Source organism: Virgibacillus proomii (genome assembly GCF_018916875.1).
Classification (GTDB): domain Bacteria; phylum Bacillota; class Bacilli; order Bacillales; family Amphibacillaceae; genus Virgibacillus; species Virgibacillus proomii_B.
The window spans coordinates 115,379-140,785 of sequence record NZ_JAHLNO010000021.1; the positions used below are offsets into that span (position 1 = coordinate 115,379).

The following is a 25,407-nucleotide window of genomic DNA, read 5'->3' on the forward strand; positions in this document are numbered from 1 at the left end:
TCCTTTCTAGCTAAAATATGATTTATTTTACCAGCGGTAATGAGCAAATGCCTTGTTGGCTTCTGCCATTTTATGCAGTTCTTCACGTCTTTTAACAGCTGCACCTGTGTTGTTAGAAGCATCTAAAATTTCATTGGCAAGACGTTCTTCCATTGTTTTCTCTCCGCGCAGACGAGCATAGTTTACAATATAGCGTAACCCTAAAGCTTGACGACGTTCTGGGCGTACTTCCATTGGTACTTGGTAGTTAGAACCACCAACACGACGTGCTCGAACCTCAAGAACTGGCATTACATTTTTCATAGCTTGCTCGAATACTTCCATTGCATTTTGACCGCTGCGTTCGGCAACTATTTCGAATGCTTTATAAAGAATTTTTTGCGCCTTACCTCTTTTTCCGTCAACCATGATTTGGTTAATTAAACGAGTCACTAATTTAGAGTTATAAATTGGATCTGGTAAGACATCGCGTTTAGGTACTGGTCCTTTACGTGGCATATGTCCTTCCTCCTTTCTGCTGAAAATAATTATTTTTGTTGAATTATTTTGGCTTTTTAGTACCGTATTTTGAACGACCTTGTTGACGCCCTTCTACTCCTGCTGTATCCAATGCTCCACGAACAATGTGGTAGCGTACACCAGGTAAGTCTTTAACACGACCGCCACGAAGAAGAACAACACTGTGCTCCTGAAGATTATGACCAATTCCCGGGATGTATGCTGTTACTTCCATGTTGTTAGACAAACGTACACGGGCATATTTACGAAGTGCTGAGTTTGGTTTCTTAGGAGTTAACGTTCCAACACGAGTACATACGCCACGTTTTTGTGGAGAATTTAAATCCGTGAATTTCTTTTTAAAGCTATTGTACCCCTTATTAAGAGCTGGAGAGTCAGACTTCTTTGGTTTGCTTACGCGTCCTTTACGTACAAGCTGGTTAATTGTTGGCATTCTATATTTCCTCCTTCCTTCGTTTTATATCATCTGTTTAACCCATTCTTACGCTTAACTTGTAATCCCACACATCCAGGTGGTTCATCTTTTGGCAAAAAACAAAGCTTCAACGAATGACTCGTTAAAACTATCCATGCTCTATTGCCACAGCAGCCGCCCCGACTTCAATACCGCAAGCAGCTCCAAGCTTCTTCTTAGAATCCACATATTGATACGGAATATTAAGCTCTTGAGCTAAACGTACAACTTTTTGTGTCATATGTTTATCTGCATCTTCAGCAATAAACACTTCACTTATTTCACCATTATGCATAGCTTTAAGTGTTTGCTTGGTTCCGATTACTACACGTGATTTCACTTGTATTACTTTTTCATAAGACATGACATATCCTCCAAAGCATCAAGTATATCGGAAGCACCTTGAATATTCTACCACTCTGTTTTTTTAATGTCAACACAATTTACATATTTTTTACGCTTCCGTTTCATGACCATATTTCTTTCTAAAATGAACTGGCTTAGGACTTCCACCATCACTTTTTGTACAATGGAAGTCACCAAACACCAGCTATTTATTGTACAATTTCTGTTTCTTCAGCCTGTTCTGCTTCGACTGGTTCATCTGTGGCAGGTTTTACTTTACGGTAACGTTGCATTCCTGTTCCAGCCGGAACTAGTTTACCAATAATAACATTCTCTTTTAAGCCGAGAAGTTCATCTCGTTTTCCTTTAATTGCTGCATCCGTAAGCACTCTAGTTGTTTCCTGGAAGGATGCAGCCGATAAGAAGGAATCCGTTTCAAGAGATGCTTTTGTAATACCAAGCAATACTGGTTTTCCAATAGCAGGTTGCTTACCTTCAAGAAGCACTTTATGGTTAGCATCTTTGAACTGATGAAGTTCTAATAATGATCCAGGTAGAACATCTGTATCGCCAGAATCCATTACTCGAATCTTTCTAAGCATTTGACGTACCATAACTTCGATGTGCTTGTCACCAATTTCAACCCCTTGCATACGGTATACTCGTTGTACTTCTCGCAGCAAGTAGCTTTGCACGCCTTCTACTCCTTGGACACGAAGTAATTCTTTTGGATCAATAGAACCTTCTGTCAGCTCTTGACCGGCAATTACTTTATCACCAACAGTTACCTTCATACGTGCATTGTAAGGAACAGCATAGGAACGCTCCTCTACTTCACCTTTAACAACAATTTCTTGTTTGTCTTTAACTTCTTTAATTTCCTGGACAGTACCGTGGATTTCACTGATAACCGCTTGCCCTTTTGGATTTCGTGCTTCAAACAGCTCTTGAATTCGCGGTAAACCTTGTGTAATGTCATCACCAGCTACCCCACCAGTGTGGAAAGTACGCATGGTTAACTGTGTACCTGGCTCTCCGATTGATTGAGCAGCAATAATACCTACTGCTTCTCCAACCTCTACGTCAGAACCGGTTGCAAGGTTTCGACCATAGCACTTTTGACAAACCCCATGCTTCGTATTACATGTAAAGGCACTGCGAATCGTAACTTCTTCAATACCAAGTGCAGTAATTCGCTTTGCTTGATCTTCCGAAATCAATTCATTTGCAGCAACAACTACTTCGTTTGTTTTTGGATCTTTTACGTCTTCAAATGCTGTACGGCCGATCAAACGGTCAACGAGCGGTTCGATCAACTCTGCACCATCTTGTAAAGCAGTTACCGTTAAACCGCGATCTGTTCCACAATCAGCATCACGAACGATGACATCTTGTGCAACATCTACAAGACGACGCGTTAAATAACCAGAGTCTGCTGTCTTTAATGCTGTATCAGCAAGACCTTTACGAGCACCGTGAGTAGAAATAAAATATTCCAATACGGTTAGCCCTTCACGAAAGCTTGATTTAATCGGAAGTTCGATAATCTTACCAGCCGGGTTAGCCATTAAACCACGCATACCAGCAAGCTGCGTAAAGTTCGATGCGTTACCACGAGCACCAGAATCACTCATCATATAGATTGGGTTTCTGTTGCTTAATGAAAGCATCAATTTATCTTGAATGTTATCCTTTGCCTGTGACCAAATCGAAATAACTCGGTCATAACGTTCATCTTCGGTAATAAGACCTCGACGGAATTGTTTTAATACGTTATCGACTTTCTTTTGTGCTTCATCAAGAATTTCTTCTTTTTCTGCTAAAACCACAATATCTGAAATACCTACTGTCATTCCTGCTCTCGTAGAATAACGGAACCCGAGATCCTTCATTCTGTCGAGCATTTTCGATGTTTCACTGATCTTAAACCGTTTAAAGACTTCAGCGATAATATCGCCTAAAAACCCTTTTTTAAATGGTTTAATGAGTTCGCGTGATTGAATCAACTCAGGAATATTCGTTCCCTTTTCAACAAAATATTTTTCTGGAGTACGATCTTCCAGATTAACCTTTGTTGGTTCATTTATATACGGGAAGGAATTTGGCAAAATTTCATTAAAGATCAGTTTACCTACCGTTGTGATAAGCAGTTGAGAGTTTTGCTCTTCTGTAAATGTTTCATTATTTAATCCTGATGCGTGAACAGCAACCCGTGTATGCAAGTGCACATAACCATTTTGATAAGCAATAATCGCTTCATTGACATCTTTAAAGATAGAACCTTCACCTATTGCGTTTTCCCGTTCAAGGGTGAGGTAGTAGTTACCTAATACCATATCCTGAGACGGGGTTACTACTGGCTTACCATCTTTTGGATTCAAAATATTTTGTGCTGCTAGCATAAGGATACGGGCTTCTGCTTGGGCTTCTGCTGATAGAGGCACGTGAACAGCCATTTGGTCACCATCAAAGTCAGCATTATATGCTGTACATACTAATGGGTGCAAACGAATTGCGCGTCCTTCCACAAGTGTTGGTTCAAACGCTTGGATACCAAGCCTGTGCAATGTAGGAGCACGGTTAAGCAGTACCGGATGCTCTTTAATAACCTCTTCTAGTACATCCCATACTTCCGGATGAACACGTTCGATTTTTCGCTTAGCAGATTTAATATTATGTGCAATTCCTTTTGCTACCAATTCTTTCATAATAAATGGTTTAAATAGCTCCAACGCCATTTCTTTTGGAAGTCCACATTGGTACATTTTCAAATGCGGTCCTACTACAATTACGGAACGGCCGGAATAATCGACACGTTTTCCTAACAAGTTTTGACGGAAGCGACCTTGCTTTCCTTTTAGCATATGGGATAAGGATTTCAATGGTCGATTACCTGGTCCAGTTACTGGTCGACCACGTCGTCCGTTATCGATTAACGCGTCTACCGCCTCTTGAAGCATTCTCTTTTCATTTTGCACAATAATGCTTGGTGCTCCAAGATCCAAGAGCCGCTTCAATCGATTATTTCGGTTAATGACACGACGATAGAGGTCATTTAAGTCAGAAGTAGCAAAACGACCACCATCAAGCTGAACCATTGGACGAATTTCAGGAGGAATAACCGGTAAGACATCCAAAATCATCCAGGAGGGCTCATTGCCTGAATTACGAAAAGCTTCAAGCACTTCTAAGCGTTTAATTGCGCGGGTCCTTCGCTGACCTTGTGCTGTTTTAAGCTCTTCTTTTAATAATCCTACTTCCTTGTCTAAGTCAATGTCTTGTAATAATTTACGGATGGCTTCTGCACCCATTTGCGCTTTAAATGATTTACCGTATTTATCATAATAACCTCGATACTCTTTTTCTGAAAGTAGCTGCTTTTTCTCTAATGGCGTATCCCCTGCATCTGTCACAATATAAGCTGCAAAATAGATAACTTCCTCTAATGCACGAGGTGACATATCTAATACAAGTCCCATTCGACTTGGAATACCTTTGAAATACCAAATGTGAGAAACCGGTGCGGCTAACTCGATGTGCCCCATCCGCTCACGACGTACTTTTGCCTTTGTAACTTCAACACCGCAGCGGTCACAAACAACACCCTTATAGCGTACACGTTTATACTTTCCACAATGACATTCCCAGTCCTTCTGTGGTCCAAAAATCCGTTCACAGAATAGACCGTCCTTTTCCGGCTTCAATGTACGGTAATTAATCGTCTCTGGCTTTTTCACTTCACCATATGACCAAGAACGAATTTTTTCCGGCGAAGCCAAACCGATTTTCATATACTCAAAATTATTTACATCTAGCAAGGGGTCAACCTCCCTTTTAGTGTCCGTTTTTAGCAAACTACCAACGACTTGTTTTCGACAAACCTAACTAGTAAGCAATTATTTTACAGTAATAATTTACTTTATTGTAGATAGATGAACGTATACAGCTGGTTGGTCCATCAATAGAATACTGGCGGACAGCTCCACAGATTGAGCCAACCAGCTTCATGTTAATTGTTATTTTTCCTCAACTTCTATATTCAGCTTACTTGCATGGTGAGTATCATCTTCTTCTAATTCTCTCATATCTATTTCTTCTTCTTCACTAGATAGCATTTTCACATCCATGCCAAGGCTTTGCAATTCTTTAATCAAGACCTTGAAGGATTCAGGAACTCCAGGCTCTGGTACATTGTCACCTTTAACAATAGCCTCATATGTTTTAACACGACCAACCACATCATCCGATTTCACAGTTAAAATTTCTTGTAAGGTATACGCGGCACCGTATGCTTCTAATGCCCAAACCTCCATCTCCCCGAAACGCTGACCACCAAATTGCGCTTTTCCTCCAAGTGGTTGCTGTGTAACAAGAGAATACGGACCTGTCGAACGAGCATGTAGTTTATCATCTACCATATGAGCAAGCTTAATCATATACATAACACCAACAGACACTCGGTTGTCAAACGGTTCCCCAGATCTTCCATCATACAAAATGGTTTTTGCATCTCGAGGCATGCCAGCTTCTTCAAGTGTCTCCCACACATCTTCTTCCGTAGCACCATCAAATACAGGCGTTGCCATATGAATACCAAGCGCACGTGCGGCCATACCTAAGTGCAATTCAAACACCTGTCCGATGTTCATTCGTGAAGGTACACCTAGTGGGTTAAGCATAATATCAATCGGTGTGCCGTCTGGTAAGAAAGGCATATCTTCTTCTGGTAAGATTTTTGAGATAACCCCTTTATTTCCGTGACGACCGGCCATCTTATCACCTTCATGAATTTTACGTTTTTGCACAATATAAACACGTACCAATTCATTTACTCCTGGTGATAATTCATCGCCGTCTTCGCGATTAAAGATTTTTACATCAAGCACAATCCCACCGGCACCATGTGGTACACGCAAAGACGTGTCACGAACTTCACGTGCCTTTTCACCAAAGATAGCATGTAATAACCGTTCTTCTGCTGATAACTCAGTTACTCCTTTTGGTGTAACTTTACCAACAAGAATATCACCATCTTTTACTTCAGCACCTATACGAACAATTCCATATTCATTCAGGTTCTTTAAAGCCTCTTCACCAACATTTGGGATATCTCTAGTAATTTCTTCTGGTCCTAGCTTTGTATCACGAGCTTCTGATTCATATTCCTCAATATGAATAGAAGTGTAGACATCATCTTTTACAAGACGCTCACTCATGATAATGGCATCTTCATAGTTATAGCCTTCCCATGTCATGAAACCGACGAGTACATTACGTCCTAATGCCAGTTCTCCATTTTCCATGGATGGACCATCAGCAAGTATTTCTCCTTTTGATACACGCTCGCCTTCACGTACAATCGGACGTTGGTTATAGCAAGTTCCTTGGTTAGAACGTACATATTTTTGTAGTTTATATCGATCTAAGTCACCCTTAACCTCTTTCCCATCTACTACAGAAGTTCTGCGGACTAGTACCTGCTTTGCTTCCACATTTTCAACAATTCCATCATGACGGCAAATGATTGCTGCACCAGAATCTTTCCCGTTAACATATTCCATCCCCGTTCCGACAATCGGAGCTTCCGGTTGTAATAACGGCACAGCTTGACGCTGCATGTTTGCTCCCATTAATGCACGGTTAGAGTCATCGTTTTCCAAAAACGGAATACACGCGGTCGCCGCTGAAACGACTTGTTTTGGTGAAACATCCATATAATCAATTTTTTCACGCGGAACAACTGTGTTTTCTCCACGAAAACGCGCTACAACTTCCTCTTCAGCAAAATAACCGTCTTCTGTCAGCTTGGCATTAGCCTGAGCAACAACATAACTGTCTTCTTCATCTGCAGTAAGGTAATCAATATGTGATGTTACTTTTCCTGTTTCCGGATCAACACGACGGTATGGCGTTTCAATAAAGCCAAACTTATTAACTTTAGCAAAGCTGGATAAGGAGTTAATAAGTCCGATGTTTGGTCCTTCAGGCGTTTCGATCGGGCACATACGTCCATAGTGTGAGTAATGAACATCACGTACTTCAAAGCCTGCGCGTTCACGAGTTAAACCACCAGGGCCTAGCGCCGACAAACGACGCTTATGTGTTAATTCAGCCAGTGGATTTGTTTGATCCATAAACTGGGATAGCTGAGAGCTACCAAAAAACTCTTTAATAGAAGCAATTACCGGGCGAATATTTATTAATTGCTGCGGTGTAATGCTGGATGTATCCTGAATGGACATTCTTTCGCGCACGACACGTTCCATTCGAGATAACCCAATACGGAACTGGTTTTGCAATAATTCACCTACGGAACGAAGACGACGATTTCCAAGGTGGTCAATATCATCTGTATAGCCAACTTGATGCAATAGGTTAAAGAAGTAGCTAATGGAAGCTAATATATCAGCAGGAGTTATATTTTTTACACCACTTTCAATATTTGCATTCCCGATAACATTTAGTACCCGCTCGCCACTTGGGTCAGTAGGGTCAATAATTTTGATCGACTGAAGCACGATTGGGTCATCTAATACGCCACCTTTAGGTTCGATTACCCTTTGACCAAGCTTCTCTTCTTCTCGGTCTAAATATAGAAGTAATTTATTTAATAGCTTTCTTTCAACTCTCTCGCCTTTTTCTGCCAGCACTTCGCCTGTTTCAGGGTCGACAATTGTTTCTGCCAACACTTGGTTAAACAAGCGGTTTTTGATATGCAGTTTTTTATTCATTTTGTAACGGCCTACATGTGCTAAATCATAACGTTTTGGATCAAAAAAGCGTGAGATTAATAAGCTTCTTGCATTTTCTACGGTAGGTGGTTCTCCAGGACGTAAGCGCTCATAGATTTCTAACAATGCTTTTTCTGTTGTTTCTGTATTATCCTTTTCAAGTGTATTCTTCAGGTATTCATTTTCACCTAAAAGATCGAGGATTTCCTGGTCACTTCCAAATCCAAGTGCCCGTAATAGCACGGTGATTGGCAATTTACGTGTACGATCAATCCGAACATGGACAACATCTTTTGCGTCTGTTTCAAATTCCAACCACGCACCACGGTTTGGAATAACAGTTGCGGCTACGCCTCTTTTTCCGTTTTTATCAATTTTTTCATTATAATAAACACTTGGTGAACGTACGAGCTGGGAAACAATAACACGCTCTGCTCCATTGATAATAAAAGTTCCTGTATCTGTCATTAATGGAAAATCGCCCATAAACACTTCTTGTTCTTTTACTTCGCCCGTTTCGTTATTAATCAAGCGAACTTTCACACGAAGTGGAGCATTATACGTAACATCTCTTTCCTTCGATTCATCTACAGGATACTTCGGCTCACCTAAACTGTAGTCAACAAATTCAAGTGATAGATTGCCTGTAAAATCCTCTATCGGTGAAATGTCTTGAAACATCTCACGCAGTCCTTCTTCTAAAAACCATTCATAAGAAGCTGTTTGGATTTCGATTAAATTAGGCAACTCTAATACTTCACTGATGCGTGCATAGCTTCTGCGCTGGCGGTGCCGCCCATACTGAACTAGTTGTCCTGTCAACTGCTTCACCCCTTAAATGATACTTTTTCGTAGATTGTAATTCTACGCGAAATTTAATATAATAAAGGAAAACTTGGCAAGCGCCAAACCTCTGGCGCAGGCACCTGCTAGTCTTCACTTATCCTAAAAACATAAAAATTTTTAAGTCGTCGAATTAATTTCTACACTAAAATCTATATAGTTTTAACGTATAAAAACAGCCAACTTAGAAGCAAGAAACCTCCTTGGCTTTTTGTATATCAGCTCGATTCACAAATTATGTGCAAGCATAAGTAACAAACTTGTAACCAAAAAAGGATTACAAGTATCTTTTAATCGCATCGATGTTGATAGAAAATAATGGTTTCATTTCGTACACCTCTCAATGGGGGGTATATTTTTTCAAACAAGTAGGCAATTTCCCTATTTTACCATTGTTTCCGAAGTTTGGTGAAATATACTTGTTGAATTCACCAATTATTCTCTTGACATAATAAGCGCCATGTTAGCATTTACCTATCTTACCATAAGAGCTTCTCTTGGTCAAACTTTATCCGCTCGCAAAATATAATATCCCTTGCGTTTAGCAACGGTCTCAACAGTGGCAAATAATTGTTCCAATTTTTTCTTTGCGGAAGGAGCACCTTGCTTTTTTTGAATAACAACCCATAGTGATCCACCTTGTACAATTACCTGCTGTGCTTCTGTAAACATCTCATGTACTACCTGCTTACCAGCACGAATGGGAGGGTTTGTCAAAACTGCTGCAAATGTTCGGTTTTTAACAACTGCCAATTTATCGCTTTGTAAGCAAGTCATGTTGGTTACACCATTTTGTCGAGCGTTCTCCGCTGCCAATTTAACTGCCCGTTCATTAATATCAACCATTACCATATGCCGAGAGGGATGGCGATCCGCTACGAGGATGCCAATCGGACCATAGCCGCAACCTAGATCTAAAAAATCTCCAGGTACAGTTGGTTCTTTAAATTGTTCAATTAAAAGCCGGCTGCCGAAATCCACTTCTCTTTTCGAAAATACGCCTATATCACTAGTAAACGTATATTGCTTTCCATTTGTTTGATAGTACCATGTTTTTGGTGAACTTTTTGTTTGAGGTTTTTGTGAAAAGTAATGCTCGCTCAAGTTGGCACCTACTTTGATTCATTATTGAAGGTTATTTACAAATAGTTGGAATGAATGATCATCGGCTAAAAATTCAGCCAAAGTCAAACCTAGGATACGTAGAGAGCCCGCCGCAGTAGATACGACGAGCTCTGTTTATTTACCAAGTTACTTAACTTCTACAGTTGCACCTGCTTCTTCTAACTTACCTTTAACTTCTTCTGCGTCCTCTTTAGATACGCCTTCTTTAACTGCTTTTGGTGCATTATCAACCAATTCTTTTGCGTCTTTAAGTCCAAGACCAGTAATTTCACGTACAGCTTTAACAACTTTAATTTTTGAAGCTCCTGCTTCTGTAAGTACAACATCAAATTCAGTTTGTTCTTCTGCTGCTTCACCGCCGCCAGCAGCTCCTGCTACCGCTACAGGTGCTGCAGCTGTTACGCCAAATTCTTCTTCAATTGCTTTTACTAAATCATTTAGTTCTAATACAGACATTTCTTTAACCGCTTCAATGATTTGTTCTTTCGTCATAATTAAAATCCTCCTAAAATATTATTTTTTATACCGTTACACACAAATTATGCGCCTTGTTCTTCTTTTTGCTCTGCAACTGCTTTAGTAACGTAAGCAAGGTTGCGAATCGGAGCTTGAAGTACGCTAAGAAGCATGGAAACCATACCTTCGTAGCTTGGAAGATCCGCAAGCTCTTTAATTTGATCAAGTGTAGCAACACTACCTTGAATAACGCCACCTTTGATTTCAAGTGCTTCATGATCTTTGGCGAAATTCTTAATAATACGAGCTGGAGCTACTGCATCATCTTTACTAAACGCTATTGCGGTTGGACCAACAAGTGTTTCCGTTAGTTCATTTAATTCTGCAGCTTCTGCAGCACGACGAGTCATGGTGTTTTTGTATACTTTAAAATCAATACCTTCTTCGCGCAGTTGCTTGCGTAGTTTAGTTACCTCGGCAACATCCAAACCACGGTAATCAACGACTACTGATGTTTGGCTATTAAGAAATTTTTCTTTAATTTCTTCTACTAACTGCTTCTTTTGCTCAATAACTTTAGACATTCTTCCACCTCCTGAAAAATACATAATATACCGTAACCTTAGCCAGCACGAACGCATATAAAAAGCTCTCACGTAGACATGAGAGCTTTATAATCATTGGAATACTACATATTACCAAATCATTATCAATAACCTCGGCAGGATGATTAAGCGTGTAATGCCCCTGCTGTCTACGGTACAACGTATTCTTTTATTCACAAAACAAAGTATAGCGAAACAACACTAAAAAGTCAACACTTTTCTAATTAGCGTACAAAGCCCGAAACATCCACGCGAATTCCTGGACCCATGGTAGATGACACAGACGCGTTTTTCATGTATTTTCCTTTTGCAGCCTGTGGCTTCGCTTTGATAAGTGTCTCCGTAATAGCAACAAAGTTTTCAATAAGCTTTTGCTCATCAAACGAAACTTTACCAATTGGAACATGAACATTGGAAGACTTGTCAACACGATATTCTACTTTACCAGCTTTAATATCCTGAACTGCTTTTTCAACTTCAAATGTAACTGTTCCAGTCTTTGGGTTTGGCATTAATCCTTTTGGTCCCAAAACTCTTCCTAACTTACCAACTTCTGCCATCATATCCGGAGTTGCCACGACAACATCAAAATCAAACCAACCTTGGTTAATCTTATTGATATAATCCGCATCTCCTATATAATCAGCGCCAGCTGCCTCAGCCTCTTTTGTTTTTTCACCTTTAGCAAAAACGAGTACACGTTGTGTTTTACCTGTTCCATGCGGCAACACCATCGCCCCGCGGATTTGCTGATCCGCCTTTTTAGGATCCACACCTAAACGAAAAGCAGCTTCTACTGTTTCATCAAAATTTGCTTTTGCCGTCTCTTTTACAAGAGTAATTGCTTCAGCTACATCATATGCTTTTGTGCGATCAACAAGCTTAGCTGCTTCTTGATACTTTTTTCCTTTTTTAGCCATCTTTATTTCCTCCTCGAATGTGGTTATAACGGTAGTACCTCCCACTTATAAAAGCTGAACACCACTTTTATAAAGTTTAAGAAGATAACCTAGCTATTGGGCTAAATTACCATCTTCAAGAAAAAGGTTGCGAGGAGACTCCAACCGCAACCCACGTATTAGCTAATCTTCTAACACACTAATCTGCAACAAAACGAAAGCGAACTAGCATCTACTAATCCCGTGCTAATTTACCAATTCGCAACAATTAGTCTTCGATGTTAATCCCCATGCTGCGTGCAGTTCCTTCAACCATGCGCATCGCTGCTTCTACATCAGCAGCATTTAAATCAGGCATCTTCGTTTCTGCGATTTCTTTCACCTTATCGCGTTTTACTGTTGCAACTTTATTACGATTAGGTTCACCTGAAGCAGTATCAATGCCTGCTGCTTTTTTCAACAGTACGGCTGCAGGTGGAGTTTTTGTAACAAATGTAAACGAACGGTCTTCAAATACCGTTATCTCAACAGGGATAATCATACCCGCTTGATCTTGCGTACGTGCGTTAAATTCTTTACAAAATCCCATGATGTTAACACCTGCTTGACCTAATGCCGGTCCTACTGGCGGTGCCGGGTTTGCTTTTCCAGCCGGGATTTGAAGTTTTACCAGTTTAATTACTTTTTTAGCCACGAGACACACCTCCTTAAAGTCCGTGATGTGGTAATAGGGGCTCTTATTTCCCCTCCCACTCTTATTTGCTCTAGCCTATGGATAGATGCATGAATAACAAAAAAATTTTAGCATGAATAATGAAAAAATGCAAGGGGGTTATTCTACAAACTAAATGAGCTATGCTAGCTTTTCAATTTGAGAAAAGTCCAATTCTACAGGTGTTTCCCGGCCAAACATATTAACATGCACTTTCACTTTTTGCTTGTCCGTATCAATATTTTCAATCGTACCAGTAAAGTCAGTAAACGGACCATCTGTTACACGTACATTTTCTTTTAGCTCAAAGTCAAATTGTACTGTTTTGTCCGCCACGCCCATGCGTTTTAAAATACTTTCGACTTCATCTGGCAGCAATGGGGTTGGTTTTGTTCCCCCGCCGCTGGAACCAATAAACCCCGTTACTCCTGGGGTGTTACGAACGACGTACCAAGAATCATCTGTCATAATCATCTCAGTTAATACATAGCCTGGGAAAAACTTTTTCTTGGTTACTTTCTTTTTCCCATTTTTTATTTCTGTTTCTTCATCTTCTGGTACGATAACGCGAAAGATTTTGTCTTCCATCCCCATCGATTTCACTCGTTTTTCCAGATTCATTTTCACTTTATTTTCATATCCGGAGTAAGTATGCACGACATACCAATTTTTTTCCATGGTTATTTGGACAACTTGTTCTGTCCTTTCCTCCCTTTAGATTAATCTATCCATTTCCTGCGCTAGCCGACGATAAATTCGCTTCCAACTTAAAAAACCCGATAGTGACCGGGTTTTAAATAATCTCTTATTACATATCATTATAGCATAATTCACAAGTAAATATTCAATCTATCTTAAAGCAAATTCAGAATTTGTGTAATTCCAAGGTCAATTAAAAAGAAGAACAAGGCTACAAAAGCTACTGTAGAAATAACAGTGATTGTATAACTAGTAAGCTCTTTGCCACTTGGCCAACTAACTTTTTTCATTTCCCTTGAAACGTTTTTCAAGAAACGAAACATGCTTGTACCCCCTACACCTGAAAATCACGACCTCCATCGAATATAGCAGATGAAAGTGATGCTGTATATTAAAAACGATTTTCCTTTACGTCTCTTATAACTCAAAACTGTTACTTTGTTTCTCGATGTAACGTATGTTTCCCACAAACTTTACAATATTTATTTACTTTCAGCCGCACAGGTTGTGTAGACACATTTTTGCTCGTGGTATAATTTCTGCTGGCACACACTGTACATGCTAAAGCTACTTTCTTTTTCATCGCTTCACCTCAAACCGGAGAGCTTTCTATACTATTTTACTCTAGCATGGTTAGAAAAATGTGTCAATGTATCCCTATATTAAGATGTTTAAGAAGTCTGACAAAAATAACACATGGAATTTTTCACACATTAGAATAAATATAATTTTCAAGGTTAAGTTAAGACAGCACTGCGTAATACCAAATGTAAGATGTCAGGTCTATATCACTTACTGTCTTTAAAACAAAAAGGCGGGTTGCTGTGATAACAACACCTAAATGTCCGATTCGTTTGAATCTACACGACAGCGTATGCTACAACAGCCCTACACCGCGGTTTTTATTAAGGACAAGGAAACTACGTCAGCAATACATCGTGGTTTTTTCAAGGACGTCTGCGAACTTAGCCTTTGATCTGCTCTTTTTAGAAAAACTTGGCTTGTCGCCAAGTCTTTAGCGAAAGCTGTAGTTTTTCTTATACTATAAACCATAAAATTTTATACTTTCTATAGTACAAGAGAAACGTAGTCCTTAAATGAAGTTTCCCTTTATCTTCAACGATAAGTGCAACGAGATAATCGTCACGCGTAATAGGTTAGCAAACTTCTCTTTACATAATGTATAAAATTTTAGCTTAGCAGCTCATTCACTGCCTTATAACATTTTACGGCTTACTAAATGGGCACTACTTACAGCTTTGAAATTTGGACCCTTTTAATTCCTTTGTAACTTGAATTCATAACGAAATTTCCGTTCCTTCTATAAGCTGCTCCAGCTTGCGCTTTACTCGTTGTAGTGCATTATCAATCGATTTTACATGCCGCTTTAAATCAACTGACATTTCCTGATACGTTTTACCGTCTAAATAAAGTCGAAGTACTTTTTTCTCTAATTCACTTAGTAATTCGGATAATTTCATTTCCATGTCGCCATATTTTTCTTGACTAATTAAGAGTTCTTGTGGATCAATCGACTTAGAACCAGCAATCACATCCAATAAGGTGCGATCTGTCTCTTCATCATAAATAGGCTTGTCCAAGGAAACATAAGAGTTTAAAGGAATATGCTTCTGTCTTGTCGCTGTCTTAATTGCAGTTATAATTTGTCTTGTTACACATAACTCAGCAAATGCCTTAAACGATGACAACTTTTCACCATCATAATCACGGATAGCTTTATATAATCCGATCATTCCCTCTTGCACAATATCCTCTTTATCTGCACCAATTAAGAAGTAGGTGCGCGCTTTCGCACGTACAAAATTCCGATACTTATGTATTAAATAATCCAAGGCACGGCTATTCCCTTGATGAATAAGCTGCACAATCCCCTCATCATCCAGCCTGTTTAATTGCTTATCGCTAATCTCCTGTTTGAGATTCACCAAGATGACCCCCCGACTACCCCGCACTCAATTTAAAGCTTATTATACAGGAAGCGCTTTAAAGTCGTCAATACTGGAAGGAGTAGTATTTGCCTAAATTTATATAAAATTTACAATTTTCCCCTTCTCCATTTTTCAAATTTTCTTAATGTCTCATCGTCCAACGTGAGTTTTGTATGCACTTTTTGCTTGTGATGATCCTTAATCGTTGTATCTATTTCCTTTTTAATATTTTTTATTTCCATGCCTAATTCACGTGCTGATTTGCGCAGAGCGCCACTTGCAAAAATAGTGCGCTGCTCCGCATAGTCTGAAGTAGCAACATATACTTGAGTTCGAATATCTTTAACTTGCTTGACTAATTTTTCAATACATTCATCTGCTGTTTCTTTTTCCTTTGTGAAGATAATTTCTACATTATAGGCCTTCATTTTACTTGCTATTCCCCGTACATAGTAAGCATCAAATACAATAATAACGCGATGTCCTGAAAATGCTTGATATTCAGCCATTAATTCAATCAAACGATCTCTAGCCTGTCCAATATCACTATCTTTTAATTTTTGGAGTTCTTCCCATGCTCCTATCATGTTGTAGCCATCAACTATTAAAACAACCATACACTATTCACCATAAGGGTATCTTTTACGATAGACCTCGTATAATAGTAAACTACAGGCAACAGAAGCGTTAAGGGAAGAGACCTTTCCTTTCATAGGCAAACGAACCATCCAATCGCATTTTTTTCGAACTAATCGACTCATTCCTTTTCCTTCATTACCAATAACGATAGCGAGCGGTAAAGTTCCCTCCAACTGTCGATAATCTTCTTTTGCATTTGCCTCTGTTCCTACTACCCAAATATGTCGTTCCTTTAACTCATCAATAGTATTAGCAATATTTGTGACTCTAGCAACCGGAACATGTTCAAGTGCTCCTGCTGCCGTTTTAGCTACAGTTGCAGTTAAGCCAACGGAACGCCGTTTTGGAATAATAACACCATGAGCCCCTACCGCGTCAGCAGTACGTAAAATCGACCCTAAATTATGCGGATCCTCCAATTCATCTAAAATAAGCAAGAAAGGTGCTTCATCCTTTTGCTTTGCTCGTTGAAATAGCTCGTCCAAAGAAGCATAGTCATATGGTGCTACATAAGCGACAACTCCTTGATGATTGCCACCCGTCAGCTGATCTATTTTTTGCTTTGGAACTTTCTGAACAACTGTTCCGGCCTTTTTACCTAACTGATAAATCTTTGCTTGAGCGTTCGCGTTTAGATGCTCGGATACGAATACTTTATTTACAGATCTACCTGACTTTAATGCTTCAATGACTGGGTTTTTCCCGATAATTAGTTCCTTCTCCATGCTCATGCTCACTCCTTTCTGTTTGTTCCATTGCCTCTTGTAAAAGCTGGACTAGTCGATTCTCGTTTTTTTGTAAATAATGATAACCAACCAACGCTTCAAATGCTGTACTATAACGATACATTTGTACATTCATATTTTTGGGGATCGATCCGGATTTTGCATTCCGAGCTCTAGTAACTATTCTTTCTTCTTCTTTTGTTAGTGTTCCCGATTTCAGCCAGTGCAACACAACAGCTGCCTGAGCTTTTCCTGATACATATTTAATAGCTCTTTGATGCAGCTGTTGCGGTTTTACTTGACCCTGTTTTAGAAGATAATCCCTTACATACAATTCATAAACAGCATCTCCCATGTAAGCGAGAGCAAGGCTTTTCATTTGTTTTACATCAACATCCATTTCTATCCTCTTTTCCATCTAACCCCTTGAGGTGTATCTTCTAAAATTATATTTTTAGCTTTTAGCATATCTCTAATTTCATCGGCACGCGCAAAATCGCGATTTTTTCTTGCTTCATTACGTTCTTCAATTAATTTCTCAATTTCCTCATCAAGCAAGTCAGTTTCTACTTCTAACTCAATCCCAAGGATATTTAAAAATGAACGAATGGTGTCTTGAAAATCATCAATCACCTGACTGCAAGTTTGTTTCATCTGTACATAAACGTTGGCTTCTCTTGCGACCTCAAACAGAACAGAAATAGCATTTGCTGTATGAAAATCATCGTCCATTTCCGCTTCAAATTGTTCCCGCCACGTAGCCAGTTTTTCCAGCCATTCATCTTTATGATCTACTAAATCAAGACTAGACGTTTTCCGGTGCTCTAAATTAAAATAGGCTGTTTTTATTCGATCTAAGCTATTTTCTGCGCTCTCTAGTAATTCTTCCGTAAAGTTAATCGGATGACGGTAATGAACACTTAACATAAAAAAGCGAATAACTTGAGGGTCATATTTATTGATTAAATCTCTTGCAAGCAAATAATTGCCTAGTGACTTTGACATTTTTTCATTGTTAATATTAATATAACCATTATGCATCCAGTAATTAGCAAATGTTTTTCCTGTGAGTGCTTCTGATTGAGCAATCTCATTCTCATGATGAGGAAAGGCAAGATCCTGTCCCCCTGCATGAATATCAATCGTTTCTCCTAAATATTTTTTTACCATTGCAGAGCACTCAATATGCCAACCTGGACGGCCTTTCCCCCATGGAGAATCCCAGGAAATTTCTCCTTCTTTTGCTTCCTTCCATAACGCAAAATCCAATGGGTCTGTTTTCTTTTCACCTACTTGTATTCTTGCACCTGAACGTAATTCATCAATGGATTGATGCGATAGCTTCCCATATCCAGTAAATTCTCTCGGTTTAAAATAAACATCTCCGTTAGCCTCATAGGCATATCCTTTTTCAACAAGTGCTTGAATGAAGGCAATAATATCATCCATCGCTTCCGTCACTCGCGGGTTATGCGTCGCTTTCTTTACACCTAGAGCTCCTACATCCTCTAAATAAGCTGAAATAAATCGGTCTGCTACCTCAGGCACTTCTATTCCAAGTTCATTAGCAACTTTAATTATTTTATCATCTACATCCGTAAAATTAAGCACATAGTCTACTTTAAAACCGTTATACTCTAAATAGCGTCTTACCGTATCAAAGACAATTGCAGGTCGTGCGTTACCGATATGAATATAGTTGTATACGGTAGGTCCGCAAACATACATACTTACCTTCCCTGGCTGTAAAGGCGTAAATACTTCTTTTTTACGTGTAATCGTATTATAGATTTTTATAGACATCGTATCTATTCCCCTTCTTTCCCTTTAACTATTTCTTTTAATTCAGCTATTTCCGCCCTTAATTCATCAATCTCTTGTTGTAAATGCTCACAACGATTTGCAACTGGATCAGGTAGTTTATGATGGTCGAGGTCTTTTCTAATCTTTTCCCCGTGCTGCCTCACTACTTTTCCCGGAACACCCACTATGGTTGCATGATCCGGTACATCCTTCAGCACAACAGACCCAGCCCCGACCTTAGCGCTTTTGCCAATGGTTATAGAACCAAGAACCTTTGCACCTGTAGCAATGAGCGCATTGTCTTTTACAGTGGGATGTCTTTTCCCTTTTTCTTTTCCTGTACCACCTAAAGTGACTCCTTGAAATATGGTGACATTATCACCAATTTCGCAAGTTTCTCCAATGACAACTCCCATTCCATGATCAATAAATAAACGACGACCGATAATTGCACCAGGATGAATTTCGATCCCTGTTAAAAAGCGATTCAGCTGAGATATTGCACGTGCAATAAAAAACATTCTCCGCCTATAAAACATATGAGCGACTCGGTGCCACCAAACAGCATGCAGTCCTGAATAGGTTAAGAAAACTTCAAAATAGGAACGAGCAGCCGGATCCTGTTCAAACACCACATCCATATCTTCCTTCATTCTTTTCCATATTCCCACTTGGTTAACCTCCTTCTCTTTACGGTAAAAAAACATAAAAGTGAACCTTTTATAGATGCAGGATAGACGTTAATTTATTCCTTGTTAGAAAAACTTGGCTTATCGCCAAGTCTTTATGGCGAAAGCTATAGTTTTTCTTATACTATAAACGATAAAGTTTTATACTTTCCTATAGTGTAAAAAGAAACTTTGACCGGTTCTAAAATTCTCTATGACAGACAGTCTGCTATTACATCTATACTTAAGACTAACAACTTCAACGTTATATATTTACCTTTACGAAAATGTTAAACCTTGTTTGTAAAACATATGATTTTAAAGGTTTAAACTTTCAAAGGGTTATTAAAAAGTCATCAAAATGAGATAACGAATTTCTTGGTACAGAGAATGTAAAAAATTATGGTGGCTGCTGATGTTAAGGTAACGCAGCAAAAATTTTAATGTTCTACATAAAAAGCAATTACATAGTATAGCAAATATTATTTATTGCTTGTTTCCAGCACCTCTTTTCTAAGGCAGCGCAAGCCTTCCACTCGATGAAACGAAGCCCTTAATTCCTTAGCTTGATAATCCTTTTTAGCAGCTTTTACATAGAACAAAAGCTAGAAGCGCTAGGATAGTGACTTACAAACTGGAAAGCTTCTGACGGGATCAAGGAAATATGCCTCTAAAACAGGGAGTATGCCGACGCTTTACGGCAAGCTCGCTTTTAGCCGGCCTTCCTTTAGATTCGAACCGATATTGGCTTATCGTAGGAAGAAAAGCGAAGTTTGCTACAATTTGAGCGCTTAAAGCTCAAAAAGTTAACCACCTTGTAGAAACGGATATTATTTCCTAGATAAGAACGTAAGCACCTGGTCAGCCCGACAAGCGCAAATGCTGGATATTGATAATTGTTAAACAAAAATTACCCACAATAAACAAACTTTATAAATTCCTAAACAAAAATAAAAACAAGCGCCTCTGTATATTTCATTCAGAGACGCTTGTTTTGCGCGGTTCCACTCTGTTTGAAGGAGATGGTCTCCTTCCAACTTCATGCTTATAACGGTAAGTACCGCCGTTATGTACTCATTTCCATAACGGACTCCGAGGAGCACTTCAAAAGCAATGCTTAAAATCACTTCCAGCCAAGGCGATTCTCTCTGTATAAGCGATTTACTTCCTACTTTCCCTCATCAACGCTCTTTTATTTGTGTAGTAATACTATATTACATTTTTCATAAGTTGTGAATCATTAAGCCTCAAGCTTTTTTAAAATTGTATCCAATCGGTTAATCACAAGGTCTTTTCCAAGTAGTTCGATAGACGCCGGCAGCTCAGGTCCATGCGTTTGACCAGTAGTCGCTACACGAATTGGCATAAACAATTTTTTACCACGGTGACCCGTCTCTTTTTGCGTTGCTTTGATTTGAGCCTTAATCTTATCCTGAGAAAAATCATCCAAATGAATCAACTTATCTGTAAACACTTGTAAAACTTCTGGAACTTGTTCTCCTTGCAACACTTCCCAGGCAGCATCATCTAAAGAAAGATCTTTGGTGAAAAACAAGTCGGTTAAGGCTACAATCTCTGCTCCATATCGTAATTGATTTTTATACAAAGCAATGATCTTCTCTGCCCAAGTTCTAGTCTTAACATCCATATCTTCAGGTAATTTTCCTGCTTTTACTAAATGCGGCATTGCCAAATCAATCACTTTTGATAGATCAGCTGCTTTAATATATTCATTATTCATCCATTTTAATTTGTGACGGTCAAATATCGCTGCTGAGGTTGATAAACGATTTGGATCAAATATGTCAATTAATGTTTTCTTATCAAAAATCTCTTCTTCTCCAACTGGAGACCACCCTAATAATGTAATAAAATTAAACAGCGCCTCTGGTAAGTATCCTAAGTCATGATATTGTTCAATAAATTGGATAATATGCTGATCACGTTTACTCAATTTTTTCCGTTCTTCATTAAGAATTAAAGTCATATGGCCAAATTTAGGCGGCTCCCAGCCAAATGCTTCATAGATCATTATTTGCTTCGGAGTGTTTGAAATATGCTCCTCTCCACGTAAAACATGTGTAATATGCATTAAATGGTCATCAATTGCTACAGCAAAATTATACGTTGGAATCCCATTTTTCTTCACGATAACCCAGTCACCAAAATCACTAGATTCAAATGTAATATTGTCTCGAACTAGGTCATTAAAGATATACGTTTTATTTTCGGGGACCCGAAAACGAATACTAGGTAAACGACCTTCCCGTTCAAATGCAGCTATTTGCTCCTCGGTTAAATCACGATGTGCACCAGAATACTTTGGAACTTGTCCTTTTGCACGCTGTTGTTCTCTTTCTGCTTCCAGCTCCTCTTCAGTCATATAACATTTATATGCTAATCCTCTTTCTAACAGGTCATCCACATACTTTTTGTAAATGTCAAGCCGTTCCATTTGGCGATACGGACCGTAATCACCACCGATATCTGCTCCTTCGTCCCATTCAATACCTAACCATTTTAAAAATTTAAGCTGGCTTTCTTCACCTCCAGCAACATTTCGCTTTTCATCTGTGTCCTCTATACGAATAATCATTTTTCCAGAAAAATGCTTTGCAAATAAGTAATTAAATAATGCTGTACGCGCGTTTCCAATATGCAAATGGCCGGTTGGGCTTGGTGCATAGCGTACCCGAACCTGATTTGTCATGGTTCTTCCCCTTTCTGTTATAAAGTGAGACTTTCCACCACGGAGAATTCCCTCTATCTTCATGGTAGTTAGTAAAATGCAGCTTCCCCCCATCTGCCTGTGCTAAAGTCTGGAGGAAGTATGACTGCCAGTTCATGTAAAAGCATACTAATAAATATATCAGACTAAAAATATACACTAGATGTGAAATATTACTCGTAATCGCTTCGCTTTTATGAACATTTACAAACGAAATGGTTGCAATGGCTTCCCTAATCTAATCTTACAAGTATAAGTAAGTCTGAAAGGATGTTACGATCTTAGCCAACCCAGGTCGATTAACTCCTTTTACACTATAAAAATTATACTTTTCTTTATAGTATAACAAAAGTGATAACAATTGATGTTATCACTTTTGTCTATCCTCTATAAGTTATACCCCTTTTAAAGTGCTTTTTCAAGTAATTTTGGTTTAGCAAATATCATTCGTCCGGCTGATGTTTGTAGCACACTTGTTATTAGAACTTCAATAGTCTTTCCGATATAGTCTCGGCCTTCTTCTACAACAATCATTGTACCGTCATCAAGATATGCGATACCTTGATTATGTTCTTTCCCATCTTTAATGACATGCACAACTAATTCTTCACCTGGTAATACAACTGGTTTAACTGCATTTGCCAAATCATTAATATTTAAAACGGACACACCTTGTAAATCACATACTTTATTTAAATTAAAGTCATTGGTTACAACAATTCCATCAATTACTTTTGCTAGCTTAATTAATTTACTATCTACTTCATGAATATCTTCAAAATCGCCTTCATAGATTTCTACCTTTACTGGTAATTCTTTTTGAATACGATTTAACACATCCAGACCTCTACGACCGCGATTCCGTTTTAATACATCGGAAGAATCCGCAATATGTTGCAATTCACTTAGTACAAATTGTGGAATAATAATCGTTCCTTCTAAAAAGTTTGTCTGACAAATATCAGCAATCCGACCATCAATGATAACACTAGTATCCAAAATCTTTGCTTTTGGTTGCACAGGTAATGCGTTATCGGTTTCAGGAGCCTTACGTTTCTCCCGTTTATTCATAGCTAAAATACTTACAAGTTCTTCTCTCCGGCGAAATCCGACCTGAAATCCTAAATATCCTAATAAGACTGTGCTAAATAGCGGAAGAACTTGTGAAACTAGCTTAATATTAATATCCCTTAAAGGAATAGTAATTAAATAGGAAATTATCAAACCGCCCATCAGCCCTAATGTTCCAGCAAATAAATCACCCGCAGGTAAACGAATTAACGCTTCTTCAATCCACTTTAAAAACCCTACAATATAATCGACAAGCCAATATGAAATGAGAAAGAAAATAATAGCACCTGTTATCATACCCACATAAGGGGATAATATCCAGTTGACATCGGCAATATTTAATAGTGCTAAAATAACCGGAACATACAAATAACCGATGGTGCCTCCTAAAATAATAAAAAATAGATGAACAATCTTTTTCATCAGCAATGCCACCTCCTAACTTATATTATTGCCTAGGATGAAAAAAAATAATCCTTAAAAAGTAATAAAGTGAAATACCTTCCATATACCGTTCTTTTTATTACTGTAAAAAATTTGATAATAGGTTATATTATTATCATATAATAGCAGAAAATTATAGATTATCTTATCTACTTACTCCGATTTGCAGCGCTTCTTGCACAGAATCCACACCGATGACCTCAATTTGACCGGGGATTGTCCAACCACCTAAATTATTTTGTGGGCAAATTACTCGTTTGAAGCCAAGCTTTGCCGCTTCCTGAATACGTTGTTCAATTCTCGATACCCTTCTAATTTCACCAGTTAAGCCTACTTCCCCAATAAAAATATCTTCTGGCTTGGTAGGTTGATCCCTAAAGCTAGAAGCAATACTAACAGCAATGGCTAAATCAATGGCTGGCTCATCTAATTTCACTCCACCAGCAACCTTAATATATGCATCCTGATTTTGCAGCATTAATCCTATACGTTTTTCAAGCACTGCCATCAACAATGAAACGCGGTTATGATCAACTCCAGTGGCCATTCTACGTGGGTTTCCAAATGCCGAAGGGGAAATTAACGCTTGAACCTCGACAAGAACTGGTCTTGTTCCTTCCATTGACGCAACAACAGTCGAACCTGATGTACCTTGTGAACGCTCTTCCAAGAATATTTCGGAAGGATTTAAAACTTCACGCAACCCTTCTTCCTTCATTTCAAAAATTCCCATTTCATTCGTACTGCCAAATCTATTTTTTACCCCGCGTAAGATGCGATACGTATGGTGACGTTCACCTTCAAAATAAAGCACTGCATCTACCATATGCTCTAACAGCCTAGGACCTGCGATAGCCCCCTCTTTCGTAACATGTCCCACAATAAAGATTGGGATTCCGTTCGTTTTTGCAATTCTCATTAACTCTGCTGTACATTCCCGTACTTGAGAAACACTACCTGGAGCACTAGAAATCTCTTCTCGAAAAATGGTTTGGATCGAGTCGATGACAACAAAAGACGGCTTAACTGCCTCAATTTGATTCGTAATGTCTAACAGATTTGTTTCTGCCAAGACATATAAGGAATCAGCTGTCACCCCTAAACGATCAGCCCGTAACTTTGTCTGCCTAGTTGATTCCTCACCCGAAATGTATAATACCGACAATTGCTTATCTGCTAATTGCGAAGAAATCTGTAATAATAATGTAGATTTACCAATCCCAGGATCGCCGCCTATCAATACGAGCGAACCAGGAACAATTCCACCACCAAGTACACGATTGAATTCTTTCATTTTAGTTGTAATTCTTGGTTCTTTTTGAGCTTTGATAGCTGTTATCTTTTCAGGTCTACCCACAGATCTTTTTCCCGTTTGAAATGCATGGCTCTGTCTCCCGCCTGTAATTTCAACTTCCTCAACAAATGTATTCCAATTATTGCAGCCAGGACATTTTCCCATCCATTTTGCTGACTCATAGCCGCATTCCTGACAAACAAATTTCGTTTTACGCTTTGCCAACTTACTCACTACCCCTTCATTTATCTATTATATACGATTTTGGCAATCATTAGGTTACAGGTTCCTATCAATTTAGCTACGAATTTCCATAGTCCTGCCACAATTTTCAGGAGCTACTGTTGAATTTATGCGTTTTTAACAGGATTGCAACTAGGAGACAAAGAATTAAGTTTAACTTCTAGTAAAGCTGATTACATCTAAATTCTCTCTGTTTTAAAAAGGTGAAAATTATCAAAAATTCAAAGATGATTTGGATGAGCGGAATGTTTTAGCTACATGTCGAGAAACATATTTAGGATTTTTACCATTTTTTGAACTACTTCTTATCTCTAATTGAATTAAGTTTAACATATTTTAGTATAGAAAAAATGTTTCAACATACCCAGGAGTATTTACTTATCCGTCATATTGGGTAACTGCTAACTCTTCAGTACCTTGATTTTCTAAGCAATGTGTAATCAACTTTCTTTATG

22 protein-coding genes and 2 other annotated features are annotated in these 25,407 nt (G+C 38.7%); all 22 genes read right to left on the reverse strand.

Annotated features, from left to right (window positions below):
* Positions 1-27 precede the first annotated feature (27 nt).
* Complete coding sequence (gene rpsG, locus KQI21_RS12635) at positions 28-498, reverse strand: 30S ribosomal protein S7 (RefSeq protein WP_216484530.1); 471 nt, start codon at positions 496-498, stop codon at positions 28-30.
* Positions 499-541: 43 nt separating this feature from the next.
* Positions 542-952 (reverse strand): 30S ribosomal protein S12, encoded by a 411-nt coding sequence (rpsL, locus tag KQI21_RS12640; protein ID WP_077318974.1) that lies wholly within the window; start codon positions 950-952, stop codon positions 542-544.
* Between the two features lie 130 nt (positions 953-1,082).
* On the reverse strand, positions 1,083-1,337 hold the full coding sequence (locus KQI21_RS12645; protein ID WP_216484531.1) for a 50S ribosomal protein L7ae-like protein: 255 nt from the start codon (positions 1,335-1,337) through the stop codon (positions 1,083-1,085).
* 190 nt (positions 1,338-1,527) lie between these two features.
* On the reverse strand, positions 1,528-5,136 hold the full coding sequence (gene rpoC, locus KQI21_RS12650) for a DNA-directed RNA polymerase subunit beta' (protein ID WP_216484532.1): 3,609 nt from the start codon (positions 5,134-5,136) through the stop codon (positions 1,528-1,530).
* Positions 5,137-5,334: 198 nt separating this feature from the next.
* Positions 5,335-8,871, reverse strand: coding sequence for a DNA-directed RNA polymerase subunit beta (gene rpoB / locus KQI21_RS12655; RefSeq protein WP_216484533.1), 3,537 nt, complete (start codon positions 8,869-8,871; stop codon positions 5,335-5,337).
* A 522-nt stretch (positions 8,872-9,393) separates the two neighbouring features.
* Positions 9,394-9,996, reverse strand: a complete 603-nt coding sequence (locus KQI21_RS12660) for a class I SAM-dependent methyltransferase (protein ID WP_216484534.1) — start codon at positions 9,994-9,996, stop codon at positions 9,394-9,396.
* A 147-nt stretch (positions 9,997-10,143) separates the two neighbouring features.
* Positions 10,144-10,509 (reverse strand): 50S ribosomal protein L7/L12, encoded by a 366-nt coding sequence (gene rplL, locus KQI21_RS12665; protein ID WP_077318969.1) that lies wholly within the window; start codon positions 10,507-10,509, stop codon positions 10,144-10,146.
* Between the two features lie 47 nt (positions 10,510-10,556).
* Entirely contained in the window at positions 10,557-11,057 is a 501-nt protein-coding gene (gene rplJ / locus KQI21_RS12670) for a 50S ribosomal protein L10 (protein WP_216484535.1), read from the reverse strand.
* Positions 11,058-11,106: 49 nt separating this feature from the next.
* Positions 11,107-11,251 (reverse strand) — a sequence feature (ribosomal protein L10 leader region).
* Between the two features lie 51 nt (positions 11,252-11,302).
* Complete coding sequence (rplA, locus tag KQI21_RS12675; RefSeq protein ID WP_216484536.1) at positions 11,303-11,998, reverse strand: 50S ribosomal protein L1; 696 nt, start codon at positions 11,996-11,998, stop codon at positions 11,303-11,305.
* A 247-nt stretch (positions 11,999-12,245) separates the two neighbouring features.
* On the reverse strand, positions 12,246-12,671 hold the full coding sequence (rplK, locus tag KQI21_RS12680) for a 50S ribosomal protein L11 (protein WP_216484537.1): 426 nt from the start codon (positions 12,669-12,671) through the stop codon (positions 12,246-12,248).
* Between the two features lie 159 nt (positions 12,672-12,830).
* The gene (gene nusG / locus KQI21_RS12685) at positions 12,831-13,367 is read right to left on the reverse strand and encodes a transcription termination/antitermination protein NusG (RefSeq protein WP_077318965.1); all 537 of its coding nucleotides are present in this window, start codon (positions 13,365-13,367) and stop codon (positions 12,831-12,833) included.
* 176 nt (positions 13,368-13,543) lie between these two features.
* A complete protein-coding gene (secE, locus tag KQI21_RS12690) occupies positions 13,544-13,711 on the reverse strand; it encodes a preprotein translocase subunit SecE (RefSeq protein ID WP_077318964.1) in 168 nt (55 codons plus the stop codon).
* 110 nt (positions 13,712-13,821) lie between these two features.
* The gene (rpmG, locus tag KQI21_RS12695; RefSeq protein ID WP_216484538.1) at positions 13,822-13,971 is read right to left on the reverse strand and encodes a 50S ribosomal protein L33; all 150 of its coding nucleotides are present in this window, start codon (positions 13,969-13,971) and stop codon (positions 13,822-13,824) included.
* Between the two features lie 715 nt (positions 13,972-14,686).
* Complete coding sequence (sigH, locus tag KQI21_RS12700; RefSeq protein WP_253291457.1) at positions 14,687-15,337, reverse strand: RNA polymerase sporulation sigma factor SigH; 651 nt, start codon at positions 15,335-15,337, stop codon at positions 14,687-14,689.
* Positions 15,338-15,444: 107 nt separating this feature from the next.
* On the reverse strand, positions 15,445-15,954 hold the full coding sequence (locus KQI21_RS12705) for an NYN domain-containing protein (protein ID WP_216484540.1): 510 nt from the start codon (positions 15,952-15,954) through the stop codon (positions 15,445-15,447).
* Positions 15,955-15,957: 3 nt separating this feature from the next.
* Complete coding sequence (rlmB, locus tag KQI21_RS12710) at positions 15,958-16,701, reverse strand: 23S rRNA (guanosine(2251)-2'-O)-methyltransferase RlmB (protein WP_216484541.1); 744 nt, start codon at positions 16,699-16,701, stop codon at positions 15,958-15,960.
* Positions 16,661-17,101 (reverse strand): Mini-ribonuclease 3, encoded by a 441-nt coding sequence (locus tag KQI21_RS12715; protein ID WP_216484542.1) that lies wholly within the window; start codon positions 17,099-17,101, stop codon positions 16,661-16,663. Before KQI21_RS12715 ends, rlmB begins: the two co-directional genes overlap by 41 nt.
* A gap of 2 nt (positions 17,102-17,103) precedes the next feature.
* Positions 17,104-18,504, reverse strand: a complete 1,401-nt coding sequence (gene cysS / locus KQI21_RS12720) for a cysteine--tRNA ligase (protein ID WP_216484543.1) — start codon at positions 18,502-18,504, stop codon at positions 17,104-17,106.
* Between the two features lie 5 nt (positions 18,505-18,509).
* On the reverse strand, positions 18,510-19,211 hold the full coding sequence (gene cysE / locus KQI21_RS12725; RefSeq protein ID WP_216484544.1) for a serine O-acetyltransferase: 702 nt from the start codon (positions 19,209-19,211) through the stop codon (positions 18,510-18,512).
* 939 nt (positions 19,212-20,150) lie between these two features.
* Positions 20,151-20,366: a binding site (T-box leader), on the reverse strand.
* 46 nt (positions 20,367-20,412) lie between these two features.
* Positions 20,413-21,882: a glutamate--tRNA ligase gene (gltX, locus tag KQI21_RS12730; RefSeq protein WP_216484545.1), complete on the reverse strand. Its 1,470-nt coding sequence runs from the start codon at positions 21,880-21,882 to the stop codon at positions 20,413-20,415.
* 423 nt (positions 21,883-22,305) lie between these two features.
* The gene (locus tag KQI21_RS12735; protein WP_216484562.1) at positions 22,306-23,397 is read right to left on the reverse strand and encodes a PIN/TRAM domain-containing protein; all 1,092 of its coding nucleotides are present in this window, start codon (positions 23,395-23,397) and stop codon (positions 22,306-22,308) included.
* Between the two features lie 163 nt (positions 23,398-23,560).
* On the reverse strand, positions 23,561-24,934 hold the full coding sequence (radA, locus tag KQI21_RS12740; protein WP_216484546.1) for a DNA repair protein RadA: 1,374 nt from the start codon (positions 24,932-24,934) through the stop codon (positions 23,561-23,563).
* Positions 24,935-25,407 lie beyond the last annotated feature (473 nt).

Bases quoted from the DNA above. Each gene is read 5' to 3' on its own strand.
- rpsG (WP_216484530.1), bottom strand. From the start codon at position 498: ATGCCACGTAAAGGACCAGTACCTAAACGCGATGTCTTACCAGATCCA.
- rpsL (WP_077318974.1), bottom strand. From the start codon at position 952: ATGCCAACAATTAACCAGCTTGTACGTAAAGGACGCGTAAGCAAACCA.
- KQI21_RS12645 (WP_216484531.1), bottom strand. From the start codon at position 1,337: ATGTCTTATGAAAAAGTAATACAAGTGAAATCACGTGTAGTAATCGGA.
- rplL (WP_077318969.1), bottom strand. From the start codon at position 10,509: ATGACGAAAGAACAAATCATTGAAGCGGTTAAAGAAATGTCTGTATTA.
- rplJ (WP_216484535.1), bottom strand. From the start codon at position 11,057: ATGTCTAAAGTTATTGAGCAAAAGAAGCAGTTAGTAGAAGAAATTAAA.
- rplA (WP_216484536.1), bottom strand. From the start codon at position 11,998: ATGGCTAAAAAAGGAAAAAAGTATCAAGAAGCAGCTAAGCTTGTTGAT.
- nusG (WP_077318965.1), bottom strand. From the start codon at position 13,367: ATGGAAAAAAATTGGTATGTCGTGCATACTTACTCCGGATATGAAAAT.
- secE (WP_077318964.1), bottom strand. From the start codon at position 13,711: ATGTTTCGTTTCTTGAAAAACGTTTCAAGGGAAATGAAAAAAGTTAGT.
- rpmG (WP_216484538.1), bottom strand. From the start codon at position 13,971: ATGAAAAAGAAAGTAGCTTTAGCATGTACAGTGTGTGCCAGCAGAAAT.
- KQI21_RS12705 (WP_216484540.1), bottom strand. From the start codon at position 15,954: ATGGTTGTTTTAATAGTTGATGGCTACAACATGATAGGAGCATGGGAA.
- rlmB (WP_216484541.1), bottom strand. From the start codon at position 16,701: ATGGAGAAGGAACTAATTATCGGGAAAAACCCAGTCATTGAAGCATTA.
- KQI21_RS12715 (WP_216484542.1), bottom strand. From the start codon at position 17,101: ATGGATGTTGATGTAAAACAAATGAAAAGCCTTGCTCTCGCTTACATG.
- cysS (WP_216484543.1), bottom strand. From the start codon at position 18,504: ATGTCTATAAAAATCTATAATACGATTACACGTAAAAAAGAAGTATTT.
- cysE (WP_216484544.1), bottom strand. From the start codon at position 19,211: ATGTTTTTTTACCGTAAAGAGAAGGAGGTTAACCAAGTGGGAATATGG.
- gltX (WP_216484545.1), bottom strand. From the start codon at position 21,882: ATGACAAATCAGGTTCGGGTACGCTATGCACCAAGCCCAACCGGCCAT.